Annotated in this window: 18 protein-coding genes and 1 pseudogene; 12 read left to right on the top strand and 7 right to left on the bottom strand. The window is 62.0% G+C overall.

Translation table 11 applies throughout. From position 1 onward, the window contains the following. Positions 1-67: 67 nt before the first annotated feature. Together ASD99_RS09975 and ASD99_RS09970 are read right to left on the bottom strand one after the other, a co-directional pair. Positions 68-343 (bottom strand): hypothetical protein, encoded by a 276-nt coding sequence (locus ASD99_RS09975; RefSeq protein ID WP_057143459.1) that lies wholly within the window; start codon positions 341-343, stop codon positions 68-70. Between the two features lie 38 nt (positions 344-381). After that, a complete protein-coding gene (locus ASD99_RS09970; RefSeq protein WP_056595753.1) occupies positions 382-684 on the bottom strand; it encodes a hypothetical protein in 303 nt (100 codons plus the stop codon). A 233-nt stretch (positions 685-917) separates the two neighbouring features. On the opposite strand from ASD99_RS09970, the gene ASD99_RS09965 reads away from it, so the two are divergent. Both ASD99_RS09965 and ASD99_RS09960 read left to right on the top strand, forming a co-directional pair. Next, positions 918-1,634 carry a response regulator gene (locus ASD99_RS09965; RefSeq protein WP_056596016.1) on the top strand — a complete coding sequence of 239 codons (717 nt, stop codon included), beginning with the start codon at positions 918-920 and terminating at the stop codon, positions 1,632-1,634. Beyond that, a complete protein-coding gene (locus ASD99_RS09960; RefSeq protein WP_057143458.1) occupies positions 1,631-3,037 on the top strand; it encodes an ATP-binding protein in 1,407 nt (468 codons plus the stop codon). The genes ASD99_RS09965 and ASD99_RS09960 overlap by 4 nt, the downstream gene beginning before the upstream one ends. 557 nt (positions 3,038-3,594) lie before the next feature. Here the strand turns inward: ASD99_RS09960 and choV are convergent. The 3 genes from choV to ASD99_RS09945 all read right to left on the bottom strand — a co-directional run bounded on the left by choV (position 3,595) and on the right by ASD99_RS09945 (position 6,694). Further along, positions 3,595-4,776, bottom strand: a complete 1,182-nt coding sequence (gene choV, locus ASD99_RS09955) for a choline ABC transporter ATP-binding protein (protein WP_056595759.1) — start codon at positions 4,774-4,776, stop codon at positions 3,595-3,597. Then, positions 4,773-5,627 (bottom strand): choline ABC transporter permease subunit, encoded by an 855-nt coding sequence (gene choW / locus ASD99_RS09950; RefSeq protein ID WP_013529957.1) that lies wholly within the window; start codon positions 5,625-5,627, stop codon positions 4,773-4,775. Before choW ends, choV begins: the two co-directional genes overlap by 4 nt. 131 nt (positions 5,628-5,758) lie before the next feature. After that, a complete protein-coding gene (locus ASD99_RS09945) occupies positions 5,759-6,694 on the bottom strand; it encodes a choline ABC transporter substrate-binding protein (protein ID WP_056595762.1) in 936 nt (311 codons plus the stop codon). Positions 6,695-7,073: 379 nt separating this feature from the next. Between ASD99_RS09945 and ASD99_RS09940 the strand changes: the two genes are divergently transcribed. Further along, positions 7,074-7,685: a thymidine kinase gene (locus ASD99_RS09940; protein WP_056595766.1), complete on the top strand. Its 612-nt coding sequence runs from the start codon at positions 7,074-7,076 to the stop codon at positions 7,683-7,685. 5 nt (positions 7,686-7,690) lie between these two features. On the opposite strand, the gene ASD99_RS09935 is transcribed toward ASD99_RS09940, so the two are convergent. Then, complete coding sequence (locus tag ASD99_RS09935; RefSeq protein ID WP_056595768.1) at positions 7,691-8,587, bottom strand: DMT family transporter; 897 nt, start codon at positions 8,585-8,587, stop codon at positions 7,691-7,693. 100 nt (positions 8,588-8,687) lie between these two features. Between ASD99_RS09935 and ASD99_RS09930 the strand changes: the two genes are divergently transcribed. The 9 genes and pseudogenes from ASD99_RS09930 to ASD99_RS32020 all read left to right on the top strand — a co-directional run. Then, positions 8,688-9,545, top strand: a complete 858-nt coding sequence (locus ASD99_RS09930) for a LysR substrate-binding domain-containing protein (protein WP_057143457.1) — start codon at positions 8,688-8,690, stop codon at positions 9,543-9,545. 108 nt (positions 9,546-9,653) lie between these two features. After that, the gene (locus tag ASD99_RS09925; protein ID WP_057143456.1) at positions 9,654-10,043 is read left to right on the top strand and encodes a c-type cytochrome; all 390 of its coding nucleotides are present in this window, start codon (positions 9,654-9,656) and stop codon (positions 10,041-10,043) included. A gap of 311 nt (positions 10,044-10,354) precedes the next feature. Beyond that, a complete protein-coding gene (locus tag ASD99_RS09920) occupies positions 10,355-11,443 on the top strand; it encodes a hypothetical protein (RefSeq protein ID WP_056595777.1) in 1,089 nt (362 codons plus the stop codon). 31 nt (positions 11,444-11,474) lie between these two features. Further along, positions 11,475-12,620 carry a hypothetical protein gene (locus tag ASD99_RS09915; protein WP_057143455.1) on the top strand — a complete coding sequence of 382 codons (1,146 nt, stop codon included), beginning with the start codon at positions 11,475-11,477 and terminating at the stop codon, positions 12,618-12,620. Between the two features lie 24 nt (positions 12,621-12,644). Further along, entirely contained in the window at positions 12,645-14,555 is a 1,911-nt protein-coding gene (locus ASD99_RS09910) for an AAA family ATPase (protein WP_056595782.1), read from the top strand. A 9-nt stretch (positions 14,556-14,564) separates the two neighbouring features. After that, positions 14,565-15,869 (top strand): DUF6638 family protein, encoded by a 1,305-nt coding sequence (locus ASD99_RS09905; protein WP_057143454.1) that lies wholly within the window; start codon positions 14,565-14,567, stop codon positions 15,867-15,869. A gap of 104 nt (positions 15,870-15,973) precedes the next feature. Next, complete coding sequence (locus ASD99_RS09900; RefSeq protein ID WP_056595789.1) at positions 15,974-17,098, top strand: DUF2333 family protein; 1,125 nt, start codon at positions 15,974-15,976, stop codon at positions 17,096-17,098. A 390-nt stretch (positions 17,099-17,488) separates the two neighbouring features. Next, positions 17,489-18,813: pseudogene (locus ASD99_RS09895) on the top strand (formate--tetrahydrofolate ligase); the annotation flags it as partial. Between the two features lies 1 nt (position 18,814). Further along, on the top strand, positions 18,815-19,277 hold a 463-nt coding region (locus ASD99_RS32020), incomplete at its 5' end, for a formate--tetrahydrofolate ligase (protein WP_156388963.1). Positions 19,278-19,344: 67 nt separating this feature from the next. On the opposite strand, the gene ASD99_RS09890 is transcribed toward ASD99_RS32020, so the two are convergent. Continuing rightward, entirely contained in the window at positions 19,345-19,989 is a 645-nt protein-coding gene (locus ASD99_RS09890) for a cysteine hydrolase family protein (RefSeq protein WP_056595796.1), read from the bottom strand.

The following is a 19,989-nucleotide window of genomic DNA, read 5'->3' as shown; positions in this document are numbered from 1 at the left end:
TTGGCAGAAGGCCGCCCCAGCCGATTTACGGCTGGAACGGCCTTGCTGGAACTGACCTCGAAGCTGATCAGGGCTTCTTCGGAGCAGCCTTCGGGGCCGCCTTCGCGGGCGCCTTCTTGACCGGGCACTTGTGCTTCTTGGTCACCTTGCAGACGGTCTTCTTGGTGACCTTCTTCGGAGCAGCCTTGGCCGGAGCGGTGGTCGTCGCGGCAGCAGCCGGAGCGGTGGTCGTGGTGGCAGTAGCCGGGGCAGTGGTCGTGGTGGCGGCTGCATTGCCAAGAACTGGCATCGAGAAGGCGAGAGCAACGGAGAGGCCGAGGGCGGACAGGATGGACTTTTTCATGGCTTCATTTCCTTTTTATGCGGGTCGAGTTTCTGATGTCACTGAACCGGGTCGTTCGGTGTCACTCCAAGCAGCTTCAAAGCATTTGCGAGCATCCGGATGCCCTGTGCCTGTTTCTTGGCGGCGCAGTACCGGTTGCCCTTCCTCTGAAGTGCCTTTGCCGCGGTGACCTGCGTTGCCGTGGCATGGGTTTCGAGGGCTTCGTCGAATTGGCGGCTGAGATTGGCGCACCGTTCGCTCCGGGTTGTGAGTGTCATCTTTGCGTCCGATTGTCCGACAGCGGCGGTAACCAGGCCAAGGCCCAGCAACGCACCCAACAAACTGATCGACAACCTTGGCATCGGTTTATCCGTAAACCCGGAGACTAGCGTCGCAGCCGATGACCTGACCGCCACGAGACCCGTTATGCCTTTGAAATTTTTCAGGAGTTTTTCTGAACTGTAGAATTTTGTTTCTGGATTGTGTCTGAGAAAGCCGGTGTGAACCCATCATCACCACTGGCCAACATATGGCCTGAATTCTATCGTGTGGGTTGCGACAGAAGGGCTTGGCAATCAACAATGACAGGGCTGCTGTGAAATCCGATGCACACATACTGATTGTCGACGACGACAAGGGCATCCGCGACCTGCTGCAGGAATTCTTCCAGAAGCGGGGCCTGCACACCTCGGTTGCCGCCGACGGCGTCGAGATGGAAACCCTCCTGCGCCGCACGCAGGTGGATCTCATCGTCCTCGACGTGATGCTGCCAGGCAAGAGCGGGCTGGAGCTGTGCCGCGACCTGCGCGCCCAGTATTCGACGCCGATCATCATGCTGACCGCCGTCACCGAGACGACCGACCGCGTCGTCGGCCTGGAGATGGGCGCCGACGATTATGTGCCGAAACCCTTCGACCCGCGCGAGCTGCTGGCGCGTATCCGCGCCGTGCTGCGGCGCAATGGCGCCGCCGAGCCCAAGCGAGCCACCACGAAGCAAATCTACCGCTTCGCCGGCTGGACGATGGACTGTTCGCGCCGCCGGCTGATCGCGCCCGACGATGTCAGGGTCGAGCTGACCATGGCGGAATTCAACCTGCTGCAGACCTTCGTCAAGAGCGCGCAGCGCGTGCTGACCCGCGACCAGCTCATCGAACTGTCCGGCGGCGACAGCGACTATTCCTTCGACCGCAGCATCGACATCCTGGTCAGCCGGTTGCGGCGCAAGATGGAGGACGACCCGAAAACGCCCAAACTGATCCTCACCGTGCGCAGCGGCGGCTACCAGTTCCTGCCCGAGACGACCTCCGAATGAGACGTTTCCTGCCGCAGACCTTGCCTGTCTGGGTACTGCTGATCGTCATCGCCGGCCTGCTGATTAGCCAGGTCGCGACCCTCTACATCGTGTCGCGCGACCGTGCTGCCGCCAACGACGTCGTCGACCTCTACCGCCTCAACGATCGTGCCTTCTCGCTGGTGCAGCTCATGCATGACGCCACGCCGGAGGAACGCAAAGCGACGGCGACCGGCCTGTTCAATTCCACCTATGCGCTCACCGTCTCGGACACGCCGGCGGTCACCTCGTCGATTGCAGGCGACGACGAACTGGCTGAACTCGAAGACATCCTCGTCGGCCGGCTGTCGAAATTCGGCATCACCGATGCGCGCGTGCGGCGTGACCCGGCGACGCGCGAGGCCGACGACGCCACCGGCACGGCGCCGGGACCCGATATCGGCCAGGTGGAACGCGACCTGCTGGTGCTGGCCGCCGACTTCGCCCAGAGCGACAAGCTGACGGCCTCGCTGCGTTTCGCCGACGGCCAATGGCTGAACTTCACCGAGCCGATCACGCCCGTCGGCCCGATCCTGAGCTTCGACAGCCTGCCACTTTATTCGCTGATCGCCGGCCTGGTGGTGATCATGTCGATCTGGTCGCTGCGCCGGCTGACAGCGCCCTACCGGATGATGGAAACCGCGGTGAACCGGATCGGCAAGGACCTGAAGAGCCCGCCAATCGCTGAAGGCGGCAGCCGCGAGGTCCGTGCCGCCGCCAAGGCGATCAACGCCATGCAGGCCCGGTTGCGCGAATATGTCGAGGACCGCGAACATCTTGCGGCGGCACTGGCGCATGATCTGCGCACGCCGATGACCAGGATGCGCCTGCGCCTGGAGCTATTGCGCAAATCGGCGGTTCGCGAGGCGCTGGCGCATGATCTCGCCGATGTCGAGAGCATCGCCAGCTCGGTGATCGACTTCGCCACCTTCGAGGTGACCGAGGAAAAGAACGAACGCATCGATTTCTGGTCGCTCGTGGAATCGATCGCCGACAGCTATGACGACGTCTCGTTCGACGACGATACAAGATCACGCGGCCTCATCTGCATGGCGCGACCGGTCGCGCTCAAGCGCTGCGTCACCAATCTGGTGCAGAACGCGGTCACCTACGGCAAGAAGGCGCATCTCAGCCTGCGCCGGTCGGAAAACATGATCCTGCTCACCATCCGCGATGAAGGACCTGGGATACCGCAGGCACAGATCGACGCCGTGTTCGGCTCTTTCGTGCGCCTCGAACAATCGCGCAACCGCCAGACCGGTGGTCTCGGGCTCGGCCTGACCATCGCCCGCAACATCGCCCGTGCCGCGGGCGGCGAGATCCGCCTGTCAAACAACCCGGGCGGCGGTCTGCTGACGCAACTGCGCCTGCCGCTGGCGGCTTAGAGCAATTCCAGAAAAAATGTGAAACGGTTTTCCGTCCGGAATTGCGTCAAAACAAAGGGTTAGAGCGGTTCGCCGTTTCCTTGAAACGGTGAACGGCTCTAGAGGCAAGTCGCCCAAGTGCCGGCCTCGCAAGACAGAGCTTTAGCGGCGTTCCCCTAAAACCGAGGAACGCCGGCAACAAGATATCAAGGCCGGCACGAACCAGGGACGTTTTGCCGTTTTCAACGGATGACGGCGATCTTCCATGCCAACAGGGCAATTATTGCAGCCAAGCTGAAGAGGGTCGCCCAACCGTGCCGCCCGAATGCATGCAGGACAAGAACGGCCAACGAGGCAGCGATCGCTGCCAGCGTCCCTTCAATTTAAAAGAGCTGATGTGCACTCAGCTGCGTGCCGATCGCACCGCCAATCCTGAAAAACTCCAGGATCGATCGCATCGCAACCACCAGCAGTATTCCGGGTGCCTTTTTGGGCAGTCCCCAGTTTACACAGCCAACCCCAAATCCTCTCCAAAGCGCCTTCCCTGATCGCCGATGGTCCTGGAGTTCTCGCGGCTCCTACCGCCGCAGCACCGCACTCAGCACGTCGCGGATGCCGATCGCGCCGACAAATCGCGACTGGTCGTCGAACAGCGCCACCGGCGCGGTCTGCGAACGGTGCATGGCTAGCATCACGGTCTTCAGCGACGTGCCGGGATTGGCCCAGAACACCTGCGCGACTTCCTCCGGCTGGGCCTCGACATCGGCGCACGACACCCACACCGCCGGCTTGCCGTCGCGTTCGGCCGCCGCCACCAGCCCATGATCATCGATCTTGAAACGCGTAGTCTTGCGCCGGTCGAGCCACACCCAGCCATCCTTGCCGTGATCGAGGTCGCGGCGGTCGCGCATCACGTTCCAGGCGGTCAGCACCGACAGCGGATTCACATTGGCGATGAAGTCGCGGACATAGTCATTGGCCGGGCGCAGCACGATGTCTTCCGGCGCCCCGGTCTGCACGATGCGCCCGCCTTCCATGATGGTGATGTGGCTGCCTATCTTCAGCGCCTCCTCGAGGTCGTGGCTGACGAAGATGATGGTCTTCTTCAGCTCAGCCTGAAGCTGCAGCAATTCGTCCTGCAGCTTGGTGCGGATCAGCGGGTCGAGCGCCGAGAACGGCTCGTCCATCAACAGGATCGGCGCCTCGGTGGCGAAGGCGCGGGCGAGGCCGACGCGCTGCTGCATGCCGCCCGACAGCTCATGCGCGTATTTCTTCGACCACTGGTCGAGATTGACCAGCTTGAGCTGGCGTTGCACGCGCTCCTTGCGCTCGGCTTCAGGCACGCCGGCGAGTTCGAGGCCAAGGCCGACATTCTCCTCCACCGTGCGCCAAGGCAGCAGGCCGAACTGCTGGAACACCATCGCCACCTGTTTCTGCCGCAGTCGCCGCAAGGTCGCCTGGTCGCAAGTCACAACATCGACGGTCTTGTCGCCGTCCTTGACCAGCACCTGGCCGCGCGACACCACGTTGAGCCGGTTGACCGCCCGCAGCAATGTCGACTTGCCGGAGCCGGAGAGGCCCATCAGCACCGAAATCTCGCCCTCGTTCACGGTCAGGCTGGCACCGGCGCAGCCGAGCACATTGCCGGTCTTTTCGAGGATCTCGGCACGGCTGGCGCCGGCGTCGATCATCTTCAGCGATCCGGCCTGGTCGGCGCCGAAGACGATGTCGACATTCCGGAAATCGACGGCGACGGTCATTTCTTGCCTCCAACGGCGATGCGGGTCATCCGGTCGAGCACGATGGCCAGCACGACGATTGCCAGGCCGGCCTCGAGCCCGAGGTCGATACGGCGCGAGCCAAGCGCCCGGTTGATCTCGGTGCCCAGGCCGCCGGCGCCGATCAGTGCGGCGAACACCACCATCGACAGCGACAGCATGATCGACTGCGTCAGACCGGCCATGATGGTGGGCAGCGCCGAAGGCAGCTCGACCTTCCACAAAAGCTGGCTCTTGGTGGCGCCGAAAGCCTCGCCGGCCTCGACGATCGACTTCGGCACCGAAACGACGCCGAGATGGGTGAGCCGGACCGCGGTCGGGATGACGAAGATGATGGTGACGATGAGGCCGGGCGCATTGCCGAGACCGAACAGCGTCAGCACCGGGATCAGGTAGACGAAGGTCGGCAGTGTCTGCATCAGGTCGAGCACCGGTAGCATGACGCGATAGACCTTCGGCTTGTGCGCCGCCCAGATGCCGAGCGGCACGCCGATGGCCATGGCCATGGCAGCGGCCGCGACGACCAGCACCAGCGTCTGCACCGTCTGCTTCCACAAATTCTGGTTGATGATGAAGATCAGGCCGAGAAAGACGCCGATGGCGAGCGGCCTCGAGCGCTGCAGCAGCCAGGCGATGACAGCGATGATCAGCGCCAGCAGCACCGGCGGCACCATCAGCAGGATGCCGACCAGCCCGTCGAGCAGGAAATTGAGGCCATTTGAAAAGGCCCTGAACACAGTATCGAAATTGTCGGTGAGGAAACCGAAGAACGCCTTTCCCCAGGCGCCGATCGGAATCTTGTGATCGACCATGAATTTCGAAATCGGATCCATATCGCCCCTCTCATGCAGGAGACCGCCCTGCCCTCGGCCTCACCTATCGTCATCTTGTCACAGGATGTGAAAAAGGGCAGCCTTTTCTAAATGGCTGCCCTTATTTCGGTCATGCCGAAATCACAGTCGGCTCAGCTTCCGAGAGCGGTCTTGATGGCAGCCGCAGCGTCACCACCGTCGAAGGTTGTCACGCCGGCGATCCATGGCGTGATCGCATCGGGATTTTTCTTCAGCCAGTCGGTCGCCACCGTGTTGGCATCGCCACCCTTGAGGATCGCGTCCATCATCTGGCCTTCCATATCCAGATTGAACTTGAGGTTGGCGATGAACTTGCCGGCATTCGGGCACTCGGTGGTGTAGCCCTTGCGCACAATGGTAAAGACGGTGGCGGCGCCGAAGCCGCTGTCGCCCATGCCGTCGAGATAGGTGATCTTCATGGCGCCCATCACCGGATGCGGCGTCCAGCCGAGGAAGGCGATCCACTCATTGTTCTTCATCGACTGCTCAGCCTGCGTCAGCATGCCGGCTTCCGAAGATTCGACCAGCTCGAAGCCTTCGAGATTGTCCTTGGGGTTCTTGATCATGTCGAGGATGATGCGGTTGCCGTCGTTGCCGGCCTCGATGCCATAGATCTTGCCGTTGAATTTGTCCTTGAACTTGCCGATATCGGTCAGCGACTTGACGCCGGCATCCGCGACATAGGTCGGCACGACAATGCCGTAGCCGGCGCCGGTCAGGTTGGTGCTGATCGTCTCGACCGAGCCGTCGGCGGTGTAGTCCTTGATGTCGTTGGTCATCGACGGCATCCAGTTGCCGAGGAAGACGTCGAGATCCTTGTTCTTCAGCGACGCCATGGTCACCGGCACCGACAGCTGGATCGTCTGCGGCTCGTAGCCGAGCGCGGTCAGCAGCACCGAAGCGATGCCGGTCGTCGCCTGGATGTCGGTCCAGCCGACATCGGAAAGGCGCACCGCCTTGCAGCTTGCCGGATCACCGGCAAAGGCAGCGCTCGTGGACAAAAAAGCCGCCAGGCCGAGGCCTGCGACGAAAGAGTTCATGCGCGACATAGATATTCTCCCATTGTGATTCTTTGGCGAAGCGTAGTTACGGTTTCTTTGCCCGCCTTGTTTCGTCAGCCAAACACCATTCTGGTGTGGATTCAAGCGTTAAGGCAATCACGATCAACGGCGCGGGCTGGCCAATGAGCGACACGGCTGACGCTTTTGTCTTGCGATACGGCTTTTTCAGGGGAATGCGGGCGGTCGCCCCTCCACGTGCCCAGCCAAGTCGGCATAAGGTCTGTTTAGATTCAGGTCAGGCCGAGACGAAAATGGTGGGCTCCGAGAACCGGAGCGGAGCGTACCTTTGGGTACGTGAGCACCGGAAGCGCAGGAACCGCCATTTGCAGGCCGGCATCACCTGAATATCAACAGACCGTAGGACGGCATGGCCAAGCTCTATTTCCACTATGCAACGATGAATGCCGGCAAGACGACGATGCTGTTGCAGGCGTCGTACAATTATCGCGAGCGCGGCATGGGCACGATGCTGTTCGTCGCCGGCCACTACCGCAAGGGCGATACCGGCCTGATCTCGTCGCGCATCGGCCTGGAGACGGAAGCCGAGATGTTCCGCGACGGTGACGATTTGTTCGCCCGCGTCGCCGATCATCACGCGCACACATCAGTGCATTGCGTGTTCGTCGACGAGGCGCAGTTCCTCGAGGAGGAGCAGGTCTGGCAGCTCGCCCGTATCGCCGACCGCCTGAACATTCCGGTCATGTGCTACGGCCTGCGCACCGACTTCCAGGGCAACCTGTTTTCCGGCTCGCGCGCGTTGCTGGCCATCGCCGACGATTTGCGCGAAGTGCGCACCATCTGCCGCTGCGGCCGCAAGGCGACGATGGTCGTGCGCCTCGGCCTGGATGGCAAGGTGGCACGCCACGGCGAGCAGGTGGCGATCGGCAAGGACGTCTATGTCTCGCTCTGCCGCCGCCACTGGGAAGAAGAGATGGGCCGCGCCGCGCCCGACGATTTCATCGGCTTCATCAAGGGCTGACCAGCTCACACAGTCGAGACACGCCACTTCGGAAACCGCCAACCGAGCCGCACGCCAAGCGTTGCCAGTGCGATAAGCGCCATGCCTGCAGCCTGCGCCGGTCCGAGCGGATGCCCATAGATCGCCCAGTCGACGATGATGGCGACGACCGGGTAGATAAAAGTGATCACGCCGATCACCGGTGTCGTCAGGCGTGGGAAGGCCGAATTCATCAACGCATAGGCAATGCCGGTGTGCAGCACGCCGATGCCGAGCAGCCAGCCCCATGACGCAGGCGCAATATGTTGGCCGATGTCCGCGAACGGGGCGAGCATGACGATACCCACCACCGTCTGGCAAAGCACGGTGATCTCGGCGCGCTGCTGGCCAAGGCCTTTGGCGAGGATCGTTGCAACGGCATAGAGCAAGGCTGCGCCCAGCGTCAGCGCAATGCCCAGCGCCCAGCTGGCATCGGGATGGCCGTGCGCGACCACGAGGCCGCTGGCCAGCACGACGCCGAGAAACGCCCCGATCATCCACAGCAGTTGGTCGAGTGAGATGCGCTCCTTGAGAAAGATGACGCCGATCATAACCACGAAGAACGGCTGGACATGGTAGACGATCGTCGTCGTCGCGATCGACGTCATGGCGAAGCCGGCGAAGAAGGCCGTCCAGCTCAGCACCATGCAGACGCCGGCAAGTGCTGCAAGGGCAAGCCGGGACGGCGACAGCGTCCGGTCCGGCAGATAGCCGCGCAACAGACACCATGCGAAAAGGAAGATCGCTCCGAACACGCACCGCCAGAAGACGACGGTGACGGGATGCAGCCCCGATTCCGTGACGAAGGCGCCGACCGTGCCAGCGATCACCATCGCCAAAGCGAGGTTCGCGGCCGGAAAGCGGGCTGTCGATGCGTCTGCCATAGGGTGTTCGTCCAGCTGTACTCCAGCCATCTGGTCACCGGCACGGCCTTCAAACAAGCGAATAGATTTGGAATGATCTATTCGATATGCTGATAGCACCATGGCCGTGCCACTCGACCTCAATCTGCTGAAAACCTTCGTCGCCGTCGTCGAGAGCGGCAGCCTTTCCAATGCAGCGCCTCGCGTCGGCCGCAGCCAGTCGGCCGTCAGCATGCAGATGCAGCGGCTGGAGGAGATGGTTGGCAACCAGCTTCTGGTGCGTGGTCCCAGAACGGTCACTCCCAATGCCATCGGCGAGGATTTCCTGATCTATGCGCGCCGGTTGCTGAAGCTTTCCGATGAGGCATGGGCGAGCGTCACCCGGCCGAAGGAGACCGGCAGCGTCCGTCTGGGTGTCCCGGACGACTATGCGGCCTTCCTCTTGCCACCCGTGCTGTCGCGCTTTGCGGAGGAGCATCCCCTGGTGACGGTGGAATTGATCTGCGAACAGTCGACGGCGCTAGTGAAGACGCTGGCGGAGGGGCGGCTGGATCTGGCCATCGTCACCCGCTTGCCGGAGCAGTCGCTCGACGTGATCCGGCTGGAGCGCTTCGTCTGGGTCGCCTCGCCTAACCATGTCGCCTGGCAGACCGACCCGCTTCCGGTCGCCTTGTTCGAACCAGGCTGCGCCGCAAGGATGAATGTCCTGCAAGCGCTTGGCGATGCCGACCGCTCCTACCGCTGCACCTATTCGAGCGCATCTCTGCTGGGCCTGATCGCGGTCGTCCAGGCCGGGCTCGCGGTGGCTGGCCTCGCCCTGCGCAGCGTGCCGCCGTCGCTGCGCATCGTCGGCGGCAATGAAGGGCTTCCGGTGCTGCCGGACCTCGAAATCGGCATTCTGCGCAACCCGCTGTCGACGACGCCGGCGGTCGAACGGCTGAATGATTTCCTGCGCCGCGACCTGGCCCAGCAGGCCTGACTTGCAATACCATTGTCGTGGCCTGTCTTCTGCAATGCCGCAACGATGCAGCGTTTGTTAAGGCCTCGGTCCTATAAGGCCGCCAGCCAGAGCTCTCCGGGGTCAGCCATGTTTCGAGCCGCTTCATCCGCCAGCATTCTTCTCCTTGTCACCTCGCTTGCCGCCCATGCCGGCGGTGACCCGGCCCTGGGCAAGAAGGTCTTCAACCGGTGCATGGCCTGTCACGAAGCGGCCACCGACCGCGACAAGGTCGGCCCGCATTTGATGGGCGTCGTCGGCCGCACCGCCGGTAGCGCCGAGAGCTTCCTAGGTCACTACTCCGAGGCGATGAAGAGTGCCGGTGCAGCCGGCCTGGTCTGGGATGAAGCCAATCTCGCCGAGTATCTCAAGGCCCCCAAGCTGAAAGTGCCCGGCAACAAGATGGCTTTTGCCGGCCTGACCAAAGACGACGACATCGCCAATGTCATCGCCTATCTGAAGGCCGATCCCAAGCCCTGATCCGCTGTTCGTCAGCTCTGTAAAGCTGGCTTTCGCGTCGCATATCGCGGCCGCGATTGCTGCAGTGGTTTGCCGAATACAAAGGCATTCGCGCGCCGTCGCTTTGCGGCATGAAAGTTCAATGACAGCTGAACTATGCCTGGCCGGCAAGCTAATCACGCCATGACCTCGCCTTCATTGACTTTCAAGACCGCGACGGATTCTTTTGTTTTCAGGGTGGGTGTTGTCTTGCGTCTTTCAATCCCCGAATGCCCCACATATATTCGCCGCTGTTCGCGACCAGCGACCTGATGCCGAAGCGGGAGGCCCCAATGGCGACATTGCAGAATTTCGATGCCGAAATTGCCAAGACCAAGCAGGTCGTGCAGGACATGCGCACCAAGATCGAGCAGTCCGGCACCGTGCTTGATACGCTCGCCACCGCCGACAAGAAGATCGGCGACGCCAATTTCGACATCGAGAACGCCCGCATCGAGGACGTGCTGAAACAGCAGAAGGTGATGGAAGGCAACATCGCCGACCTGATCATCGGGCTGGAGGACGCCACCAACGTCTTCGGCGCCGAGTTCGAGAGCATGAAGAACTACACCGGCTGGGAAAAATTCGTCGGCGTCTTCTCCAGCCAGAGCAAGCAGCGCATGCGCACCGATCGCGTCCGCAACATGTCGCTGGCCGGAAATCTGCAGGAACTGCTGGTCAAATCCGACACCATCGTCGGCATCCTGAAGGCGCAGAAAGAAGTCCTCGATCAGCGTTACAAGACCTCCGAGACCAGCCTGTCGCAGGTCATCGAGCGCCGCAAGACCACAATGACCAACCTTGAGGCCGTGCAGAAGCGGATCGAGGAACTCAATCCGATGCTTCTCGACATCGAAAACAAGATCGCCGCTTCGACCAGCCAGAAGGAGCGCACGCAGCTCGAAGGCGACCGCTCCAAGCTGGCGACGGAATACAACGAAAAGCAGGCGAAGGAGCAGGAACTGCTGGCCGAGAGCCAGACGCTCGAGCGCTACACCTCGATGTTCCAGACCTTCGTCGATTCGCTCAACAACCAGATCGCCGCGCAGTCGACGCTGATCAACAAGCTGACCATCGATACCGAGCAGCGCATCGTACTCTACAAGGCCCTGGAAGATTCGCTGAAGACCGCCGCCCAGCAGGACGTCGCCCACAAGATCAACACGCTGGGCAGCCAGGTCGACAACACCGCCGAGGAAACCATGGCCGGCATCGGTGCTGCTTCGCAAAAGCACATCGGCGACCTGCTTGAGATGCACGAGAAGAACATGGTCGCCACCGCCGACATCCAGCGCCGCAAGAAGCTGGCCGACGATGCCTTCGCCCGCCGCTTCGACGAGGTGCTGAAAAAGCACAATTCCGCAAATTACGTGCAGTCTTAGGGGTAACAGGACTGCCCGCGAGCGCACAGGCATGACCCCCGAAAACGAAGCCGCGGCACGGTATTTCTCCGCCATCACGGCCGCGCTCAGCGGCCTTGAAGTGTTCATGCGCGACGATCGCTCGCCGCTCTACCGGCATGGCATTGTCGCCAAGATCGTCGCCGAATACATCGCCCGGCTCGACAAGTCGTTTTCCTGCTGGCGCAATCGGCTTGGCTTCATAGACACGTTCCGCATTTCACGCGCCGAGAGCGGCTTCCCGGTCTTCCAGAACCTGCTCGAACTGGAAAACGACCGCCGCCAGGCCGACGCGCGGCTTGCCAACATTCCGTTGGCCGGCGAGTTGCGCGAGGAAATGGCCGACTTCATCCTGCGCCACAAGGAGTTCCCCGAGGCGCTGCAGAAGTCGATGGCCGAGCGGCTCTATCTCGAGGACGTGAAAAGCGAGAACACCTTCGGCCCGTTCACCCTGGCGCAGACGGCCAAGGTCTCGGTCAACCCGAAGACGGGGCGGCCATATTATCTCGTCCACTGGGCGACGTTCGACGGCAGCGCCAACCTGCCTCTGGTCTACATGGTGACGGTGGAGGATTCCTCCGACGCCATGATCCGCCAGCTTGTCGACAGAAACGGCAAGCTGAACGAGACGATCGACATTCCGCTGCCGGTCGACGGCCTGCTCAATCCCGAGCTTGCCCATCGTTTCGACGACTTCACCGAGAAGAACTCTGCCTATACGCTGTCGCCGGCGACCATCGCGGTCAACCTCGACAAGGATTTCGAGCCGCTGCACCCCAAGCAGCTGCGCCGCGTTGTGCTCGGCCCGTTCTATTCGGCGGGCATTACCGACAACAATTCGACGGTGACCGAAGTTCTGGCCAAGGTGCGCAAGCCGGAAAATGCCTGGCTCCTGACCTGGACCATCCAGGAGGTCTATTCAAAGAGCGAGAAGCCCGGCCGCAAAGGCCTGTTTTCGAGCGAGAAGACCACGCAGGAATTCTACATCAACACCGACGATCTGGAAGCCGCGCGCCAGGGCGTGTCGAGCTACGAAAACCATGCGCTGATCCCGCACGAGGCGTATCAGGCGCTCTACGCCGCCGGCGAGGCGCAGAAGATTTTTGCCGGCTACAAGGTTCACATCCTGTCCAATGGACAGGTCATCTCAGACGTCTGACCGTCACACCACGGAGCACTCTTCATGGATACCGGCCTGACCACCATACCGGAAGCCGCCATCGAGAAGCACCGCGCAACCGCGCAGAGCTTCATCACCCGCATTGTCGTGCTGGAGGATCCGTCACGCGAGTCCGGCACCGCACTTGCCGGCACCAACCGCCGCTTCGTTTCGACCGTCTCGGTCGGTTCAGTGCGCCGCACGCGCGAGGTCGAGCTGTCGAAAACCGTCGGCGCCGTCCATCCCGACGACCAGTTGCTGACCATCCCGCAGCACACGCTCCTGTTCCGCGCCCGGCGCGGCACGGCGATCGCGCTGGCAATATCGGACGTCTTTGCCGAAGGCTCCGACCTCGAAAGCCTGCAGGCCAAGAACACGCGCGCCCCGCTCGAAGGCGACGAGGCATCCACCTTCAAGAAGCTTCTGTCGGCCTCCGCTTACATCTCCGCCTTCAGCCTCGCCTCCTATCTGTTCCAGCTGATCGACAGCGACGGCGAGGCGCCCAACGACATTCCCGAGCCCGATTTTCTGTTCGACACACCGCAGGATGCGGTGAAGTCGATCCTCGCCGGTCTCGACAAGACGATCTCAGGCTCGTCCGACGACGCCGACCTGCTGACAAGGGCGCGTGCCTTTGCCCGCGTCGCCATCGACGGGCTTCTGGCGCGCAAGGGTCGCTTCGACGGCATCGGTCCGTTCGAGAACGCCCATATCCGCATCGATGCCGACGATTTCACCCTCGATGGTTTCGACGTCGCACCGGGCAAGCGCTCCAAGCCGCTGGTGATGACCTTCAAGAAGCCGGAAGAGGTCGTCGGCAACCACATCGCCAAATACCAGTCGGTCAAGCTTGCCAAGATGCTGATGGCCTACGATTTCGAGCGCGAACTGAACCCGTTCGTGGAGCTTGGCGGCTTCCTGTTCACCTTCATCGGCGACGGCGCGCCCGGCACCGGCAAGACGACGCTGATCCAGATGATCGCCGGCCTCGTCAACGGCTACTGCCAGGTCGCTGGCTATCCCTTCGCCTACGAGAATTTCGGCGTCGACCAGATCTCGTCCTACCAGGGCAAGTCGGGCCAGAACTGCCGCCAGTTCATCAACAATGTGCTCAATCCGCGCGTCATCGGCTTCGGCACCATCGACGACATCGACCAGGTGGCGGCGCGCCGTTCCGACGACCGCGCCTCGGCCGGCCAGCAGGAAATAACCGGCGTTCTGATGGATGCCTTCGCCGGTGCCGCCACCGTGGTGCGCGGCAACTGCTCGTTCGGCATGTTCTCCAATTATCCCGAAAATGTCGACGACGCGCTGCGCCAGCGCGCCGGTGCCCGCTGGTTGGTCGACGGACCGCAGTCGCGAGACGATTACATCGACATCTTCGTGCTGCTCGCCGGCAAGAACCACAAGATCCCGCTCGGCGACCACGATCTGTACGCCGCGCAGGAAATCCAGCGCGCCGTGACGGAGGCCTATGAGGAGCACGAGAAGCCGCAAGAAGACGGGCTGATCAAGGTCTACGAGCGCTACATGAAGGAGAACGGCGCGCCGAAATCGATGGCCGACATCGGCACCTATCTGCACCTGATCAAGGATGCCGAGCCCCGCTTCACCGGCCGCGCCATCAAGAACGTTACCGACGCCATCAAGATGCGCGCCATGGACATCGAGCTTCCCGACGACTGGTTCGAGAAGCCGGAAGTCTTCATGCATAGGGCCTACGACGAGAAGAAAGCGATGATCGAAGAACTGCGCGGGCCGTTCTCGATGGACATGGTCATGCAGGAGATCAACCGCTACGCCGACTCGGAGTTCCGCTACTCCGACAAGTCCGACGACTCCGCGGTGCAAAAACTGCTGCGCGACGCACGCCTGCGCGAACGGGCCGCGCGCGAGATGGAGGAGATGAAGAAGAAGGGGCTATGGAATGCCTAGAGGTAGGCAATGACCCACGCCAAGAAACCCGATCTTCTGCGCGACAATGAGCTGATCTATGGGCGGCTGCTGACGGTCGACGAGCCGCATCTGATCCAGCGCTACAACAAGGCGCTCGCCGCATTCGGCTTGAAGCCGACCAAGCTGAAAAGCTTCCAGATCGACCGCACCGGCTTCTCGCCCGAAGTGGCCGAGGAATGCGACGACTACGACTATCTCGATCCCAACGAGGTCAACCGCCGTTTCATCATCCTGACGCCGTCGCAGATCGACCTGCCGGTGGTGCACACAGCCTTCTCCAACACCTCGCAGCTGATGTTTGAGTTCATGTCCAAGAACCAGCGCGCCATTGACGCGCTGACGATCAAGGACGTCATCTACGGCGAGATCGAGGATTCCGTTCCCAAGGTCAACGACATCGAGGACCTGCTGTCGATCAACCAGGTCGAGTTCAAGGTGCTGTCGGCCGAGGATGTGCTGGGCAAGGCCGCCGAACTCGGCAAGCTCGTCGACCGGCTGAAGCAGGAGCCCGACGCATGGCGCGACAGTGCCATGCTGACCCGCATGGTGGACCTCGCCAAGATCTGCGGCGACATCCGCGAGAACGCGCTGGTGCCGGACCAGGTGATCTTCCGCCACAACGCCTACTGGACCAGCCATTTCGGCGGCCTCTATGTGTTCGTCGACCCTGATATGACGACGGTGATCAGCGATCCGGCAGCACCCGGCTTCCGCCGTTCACGGCCGTGGCAGGTCAGCTATCTCCCGATCAACGACGCCGACAAGGTGTTCAAGTTCCTCGCCACCACCGGCCGCATCGAGCTGCCTCGTGCCTCCTGGGTCGAGGCCTCGGGCTATCTCGAGCACCGCGCCGAGATGGTGGTGCGCGCGCTGATCCGCGATGCCGAGCCGGACCGCAACCTGACCGATGTCGACAAGGTCTGGCTGCAGACCTGGATCCAGAGCCATGCCGACCTGATCACCAGGGACGGCAATTTCCCCTTCCTCAACGCCGCCAAGCGCGAGATCTCCCAGCTCGGCCACCTCAAGATCGAGGATGTCTTCCCGCAGCAGCGCTTCCTGGTGATCCGCGCCAAGCCTGATCATCCCGACGCCTGGCTGACCAATCGGCTGATCTCGGATTTCGTGCCGTCGGACTTCGTCTCGCGCTACGTCTTCAACAAGCAGGGCTTCTACAAGGACTATGACGGCTTCAGCGACGCCTGGCGATCGCATGTTGTGGACGTTCTCAAAACCACATATTTGAAGGACAAGGTGGCGTTTCGCACACGCCTCTACGGCCTGACTGGCTAGAACGAAATGAGCCGTTATTTCGTTCTAACTTGTTGTTTTGGCGCATGATGTTATCCAAGAAGTCTGCAACTTTTTGGCATCATGCTTTGAGGGGTAACATTGCCATGCTCGATCCGATCGTGAACTTCTTCACCCGGATTTTCCAGTGGATCGGCCGCGGCATCGGGCTTGTGATCGGCGTGATCCTGTGGCCGTTCCTGTGGGCCGGGCGCTGGTACACGCAGCGCGGCTGGATCCTCAAGGCGGCGGTCGGCGTCGCTCTGCTGGTGCTGATCGGCCTCTACGCCAATTTCTTCTACGCCACCCAGTGGTGGAACAATTTCAACCCGAACTATCCTGACACCTACACGTTCGAGAAGCGCAATGTCTCCGCCGGCGAACAGGTTGCCGCAGGCGCCGGCACGGACACCGCCAAGACCTGCGGCAACTCTGGCATTGCCCAGATTGCCGCCGACCTGACCGACTTCAACGTCAACCAGAATGCCTGGATCTCGTCGATGATCCTCTACAAGCTTGGCCTGTTCGGCATCGACTGGGACCACACGCCATGGATGGACAACAAGGCCTCGTTCCAGCGCGGCATCAACCAGGCGGTGCGACGCACCGCGACCGAACTCGCCGACAATCTCGGCCGCGTTCGCACCACATCGCAGATCGACAGCGATCTGCAGAATGCCCGCGGCAACTTGCAGTTCGACGAGGAGACCTGGTATTTCGGCCTGAACCCGTTCGGCCCCAAGACGCCGACGCCAAGCTATTACCGCGATGCCGTGCGCATGTTGCGTTCCTTCAACGCTCGCCTTGCCACCTGCCAGGCGACTTTCGACGCCCGCGCCGACAATCTGAAACAATATATCGACCGTATCTCGTCCGACATCGGCTCGACGTCGGCGATCCTCAAGGAACGCGCCGAGAACCACAACAATGGCTGGTTCGACTTCCGCGCCGACGACCGCTACTGGTTCGCTTATGGCCAGTTGTATGGCTATTACGGCCTGATGAAGGGCGCTCAGGCCGACTTCGAGGACGTCATCAAGGAAAAGCATCTGCAGAACCTGTGGGACACGATGGACTCGCAGTTCGTTTCGGCGCTGAAGATTCAGCCCTTCATCATCGCCAATGGCCGCGAGGATGGCTGGCTGTTGCCGACGCATCTGACGACGATGGGCTTCTACGTGCTCAGGGTGCGCTCCAACATGGTCGAAATCAGCAACGTTCTGATGCAATAAGACTGTTCAGCCCAATGCATGTCGCCCAAAAGTGGTCCCGGTTTCGGGAGAACGACATGCATAAAATAAGAGCCTGAAGCGCGAGGCGCTTTAGGCATGCGATGGCGAATTTGCGCCGTCGCCTCTGTCGCATTCCGTGCATTGTGCGGCTGTTTTGAGACGGCGGAGCGACGCGTCCTCTGGCTTCTATACGGCGCGGCAACGGAGCCAGGAAGAACCGATGACAGGTCGGCCGGTCCGCGGAGGAATTTTCTTCATAGGAAACATAGTTGCATGCAAGTTGACGCCGCGGCAGCGACAGGGTTAGAACATGCCCGCGCCCGGTTCCAACCTGCTTGCCAGTAAGATTAAACCCGTCCCCTCCACCGTCCAATCCAGAGGAAAGCCGTCATGGCCGAAGTGAAGTCCGACATCGAGATCGCGCGCGGCGCCAAGAAAAAGCAGATCCAGGAGATCGGCCAGAAGATCGGCATCCCGACCGAACACCTGCTGCCCTACGGCCACGACAAGGCCAAGATATCAGCCGAATTCATCAAGTCGGTGAAGGGCAACAAGGACGGCAAGCTGATCCTCGTCACCGCCATCAACCCGACGCCAGCCGGCGAAGGCAAGACCACGACCACGGTTGGCCTCGGCGACGGCCTGAACCGCATAGGCAAGAAGGCGATCGTCTGCATCCGCGAGGCCTCGCTCGGCCCGAATTTCGGCGTCAAGGGTGGTGCCGCCGGCGGCGGCTATGCGCAGGTCGTGCCGATGGAGGACATGAACCTCCACTTCACCGGCGACTTCCACGCCATCACCACGGCGCACAACCTGCTTTCGGCGCTGATCGACAACCACATCTACTGGGGCAATGAGCTCGGCATCGACACCCGCCGCGTCGTCTGGCGCCGAGTCATGGACATGAACGACCGGGCGCTGCGCGAAATCATCTGCTCGCTCGGCGGTGTCGCCAACGGCTTCCCGCGTGAAGCCGGCTTCGACATCACCGTCGCTTCGGAAGTGATGGCGATCCTGTGCCTGTCCACTGACCTGAAGGACCTTGAAAAGCGCCTCGGCGACATCATCGTCGCCTACCGCCGCGACAAGTCGGCGGTCTATGCCCGCGACCTCAAGGCCGACGGCGCCATGGCCGTGCTGTTGAAGGACGCCATGCAGCCCAACCTGGTGCAGACGCTGGAGAACAACCCGGCCTTCGTCCATGGCGGCCCGTTCGCCAACATCGCCCATGGCTGCAACTCGGTCGTCGCCACCACAACGGCGCTCAAGCTCGCCGACTACGTCGTCACCGAAGCCGGCTTCGGCGCCGACCTGGGTGCGGAAAAGTTTTTCGACATCAAGTGCCGCAAGGCGGGCCTGAAGCCGGCGGCGGCCGTCATCGTCGCCACCGTGCGCGCCATGAAGATGAATGGCGGCGTCAAGAAGGAAGACCTCGGCAAGGAAAACGTCGATGCGGTGAAGAAGGGCTGCGCCAACCTCGGCCGCCACATCGAGAACATCCGCCAGTTCGGCGTGCCGGCGGTGGTTGCCATCAACCACTTCTATTCCGACACCGACGCCGAGATCCAGGCGATGAAGGACTATGTCGCCTCGATGGGCGAGGAGGCGATCCTGTGCAAGCACTGGGCCCATGGCTCGGCCGGCATCGAGGATCTCGCCAACAAGGTGGTGGCGCTGGCCGAATCCGGCGCCTCGCAGTTCGCGCCGCTCTATCCNCATCCTGTGCAAGCACTGGGCCCATGGCTCGGCCGGCATCGAGGATCTCGCCAACAAGGTGGTGGCGCTGGCCGAATCCGGCGCCTCGCAGTTCGCGCCGCTCTATCCCGATGCCATGCCGCTGTTCGAGAAGATCAACACCATCGTCCAGCGCATCTATCGCGGCTCGGAAGCGATCGCCGACAAGTCGGTGCGCGACCAGTTGCACGCCTGGGAGCAGGCCGGCTATGGCCACCTGCCGGTGTGTATGGCCAAGACGCAGTACTCGTTCTCGACCGACCCGAACCTGCGCGGCGCACCGACCGGCCACACCGTGCCGGTGCGCGAGGTCAGGCTTTCGGCTGGCGCCGGCTTCGTCGTCATCATCTGCGGCGAGGTCATGACCATGCCCGGTCTGCCCAGGGCGCCGTCCTCGGAAAAGATTTTCCTCAACGAGGCCGGCCAGATCGAAGGCCTGTTCTAAAATCCCTCAATTCCAAACAAACAAGGGCGCCGCAGCGATGCGGCGCCCTCTCTGTTTTCGGATAGTCCTACGCGGCGCTGCGCGACAGCGCCCGCTGGTTGGAGCCGAAGATCGTGTCGCGTTCCGGCAGTGTGCCGGTTTTCAGGCACTCGACCCATTCGGCGGTCTTGAGCACGGCGGCGAAGCGCGACTGCAGGATGATCGTCACCACGCGGTGGATCTCCTCGGCCGAGGCGTAGCCGGCGCTGTTGGCGTAAGGCACCGAGCCGGTCGCATCCGACAGGAACTCGACGGCAAAGCCCATATGCACCGCGTGGATGACGGTCGACAGGTCGCAATTGTGCGTCATGTAGCCGACCACCGTGATCGTATCGATGGCATTGGCGCGCAGCCAGTCCTCCAGATCGGTGCCGGTGAAGGCGGAGGGCAGGTTCTTCTCGACATAATGGTCGCGCTCACGCCTGGCGATTTCGGGGTGCAACTCGCCGCCATGGCTGCCCTTGGCGAAGATCGGCGATGTCTCGGGGGCCATCTGCTTGACGACCACCACCTTGATGCCGGCCGCGGCTGCTGCATCCATCGCCCGCGCCACATGGACGACGCTGTCACGGAACGGCGGATGCTGGATGGCGAGATTGCCGCCGTCATAGTCATTCTGCACATCGACGACGATCAATGCCCGGCGCGGCGTGGTGTTGGCTGGGTCAGACAT

The organism is Mesorhizobium sp. Root695 (assembly GCF_001428185.1).
GTDB lineage: Bacteria > Pseudomonadota > Alphaproteobacteria > Rhizobiales > Rhizobiaceae > Mesorhizobium.
The sequence above is the reverse complement of the archived record's forward strand: the minus strand, read 5'-3'. Positions and strand labels throughout refer to the sequence as shown.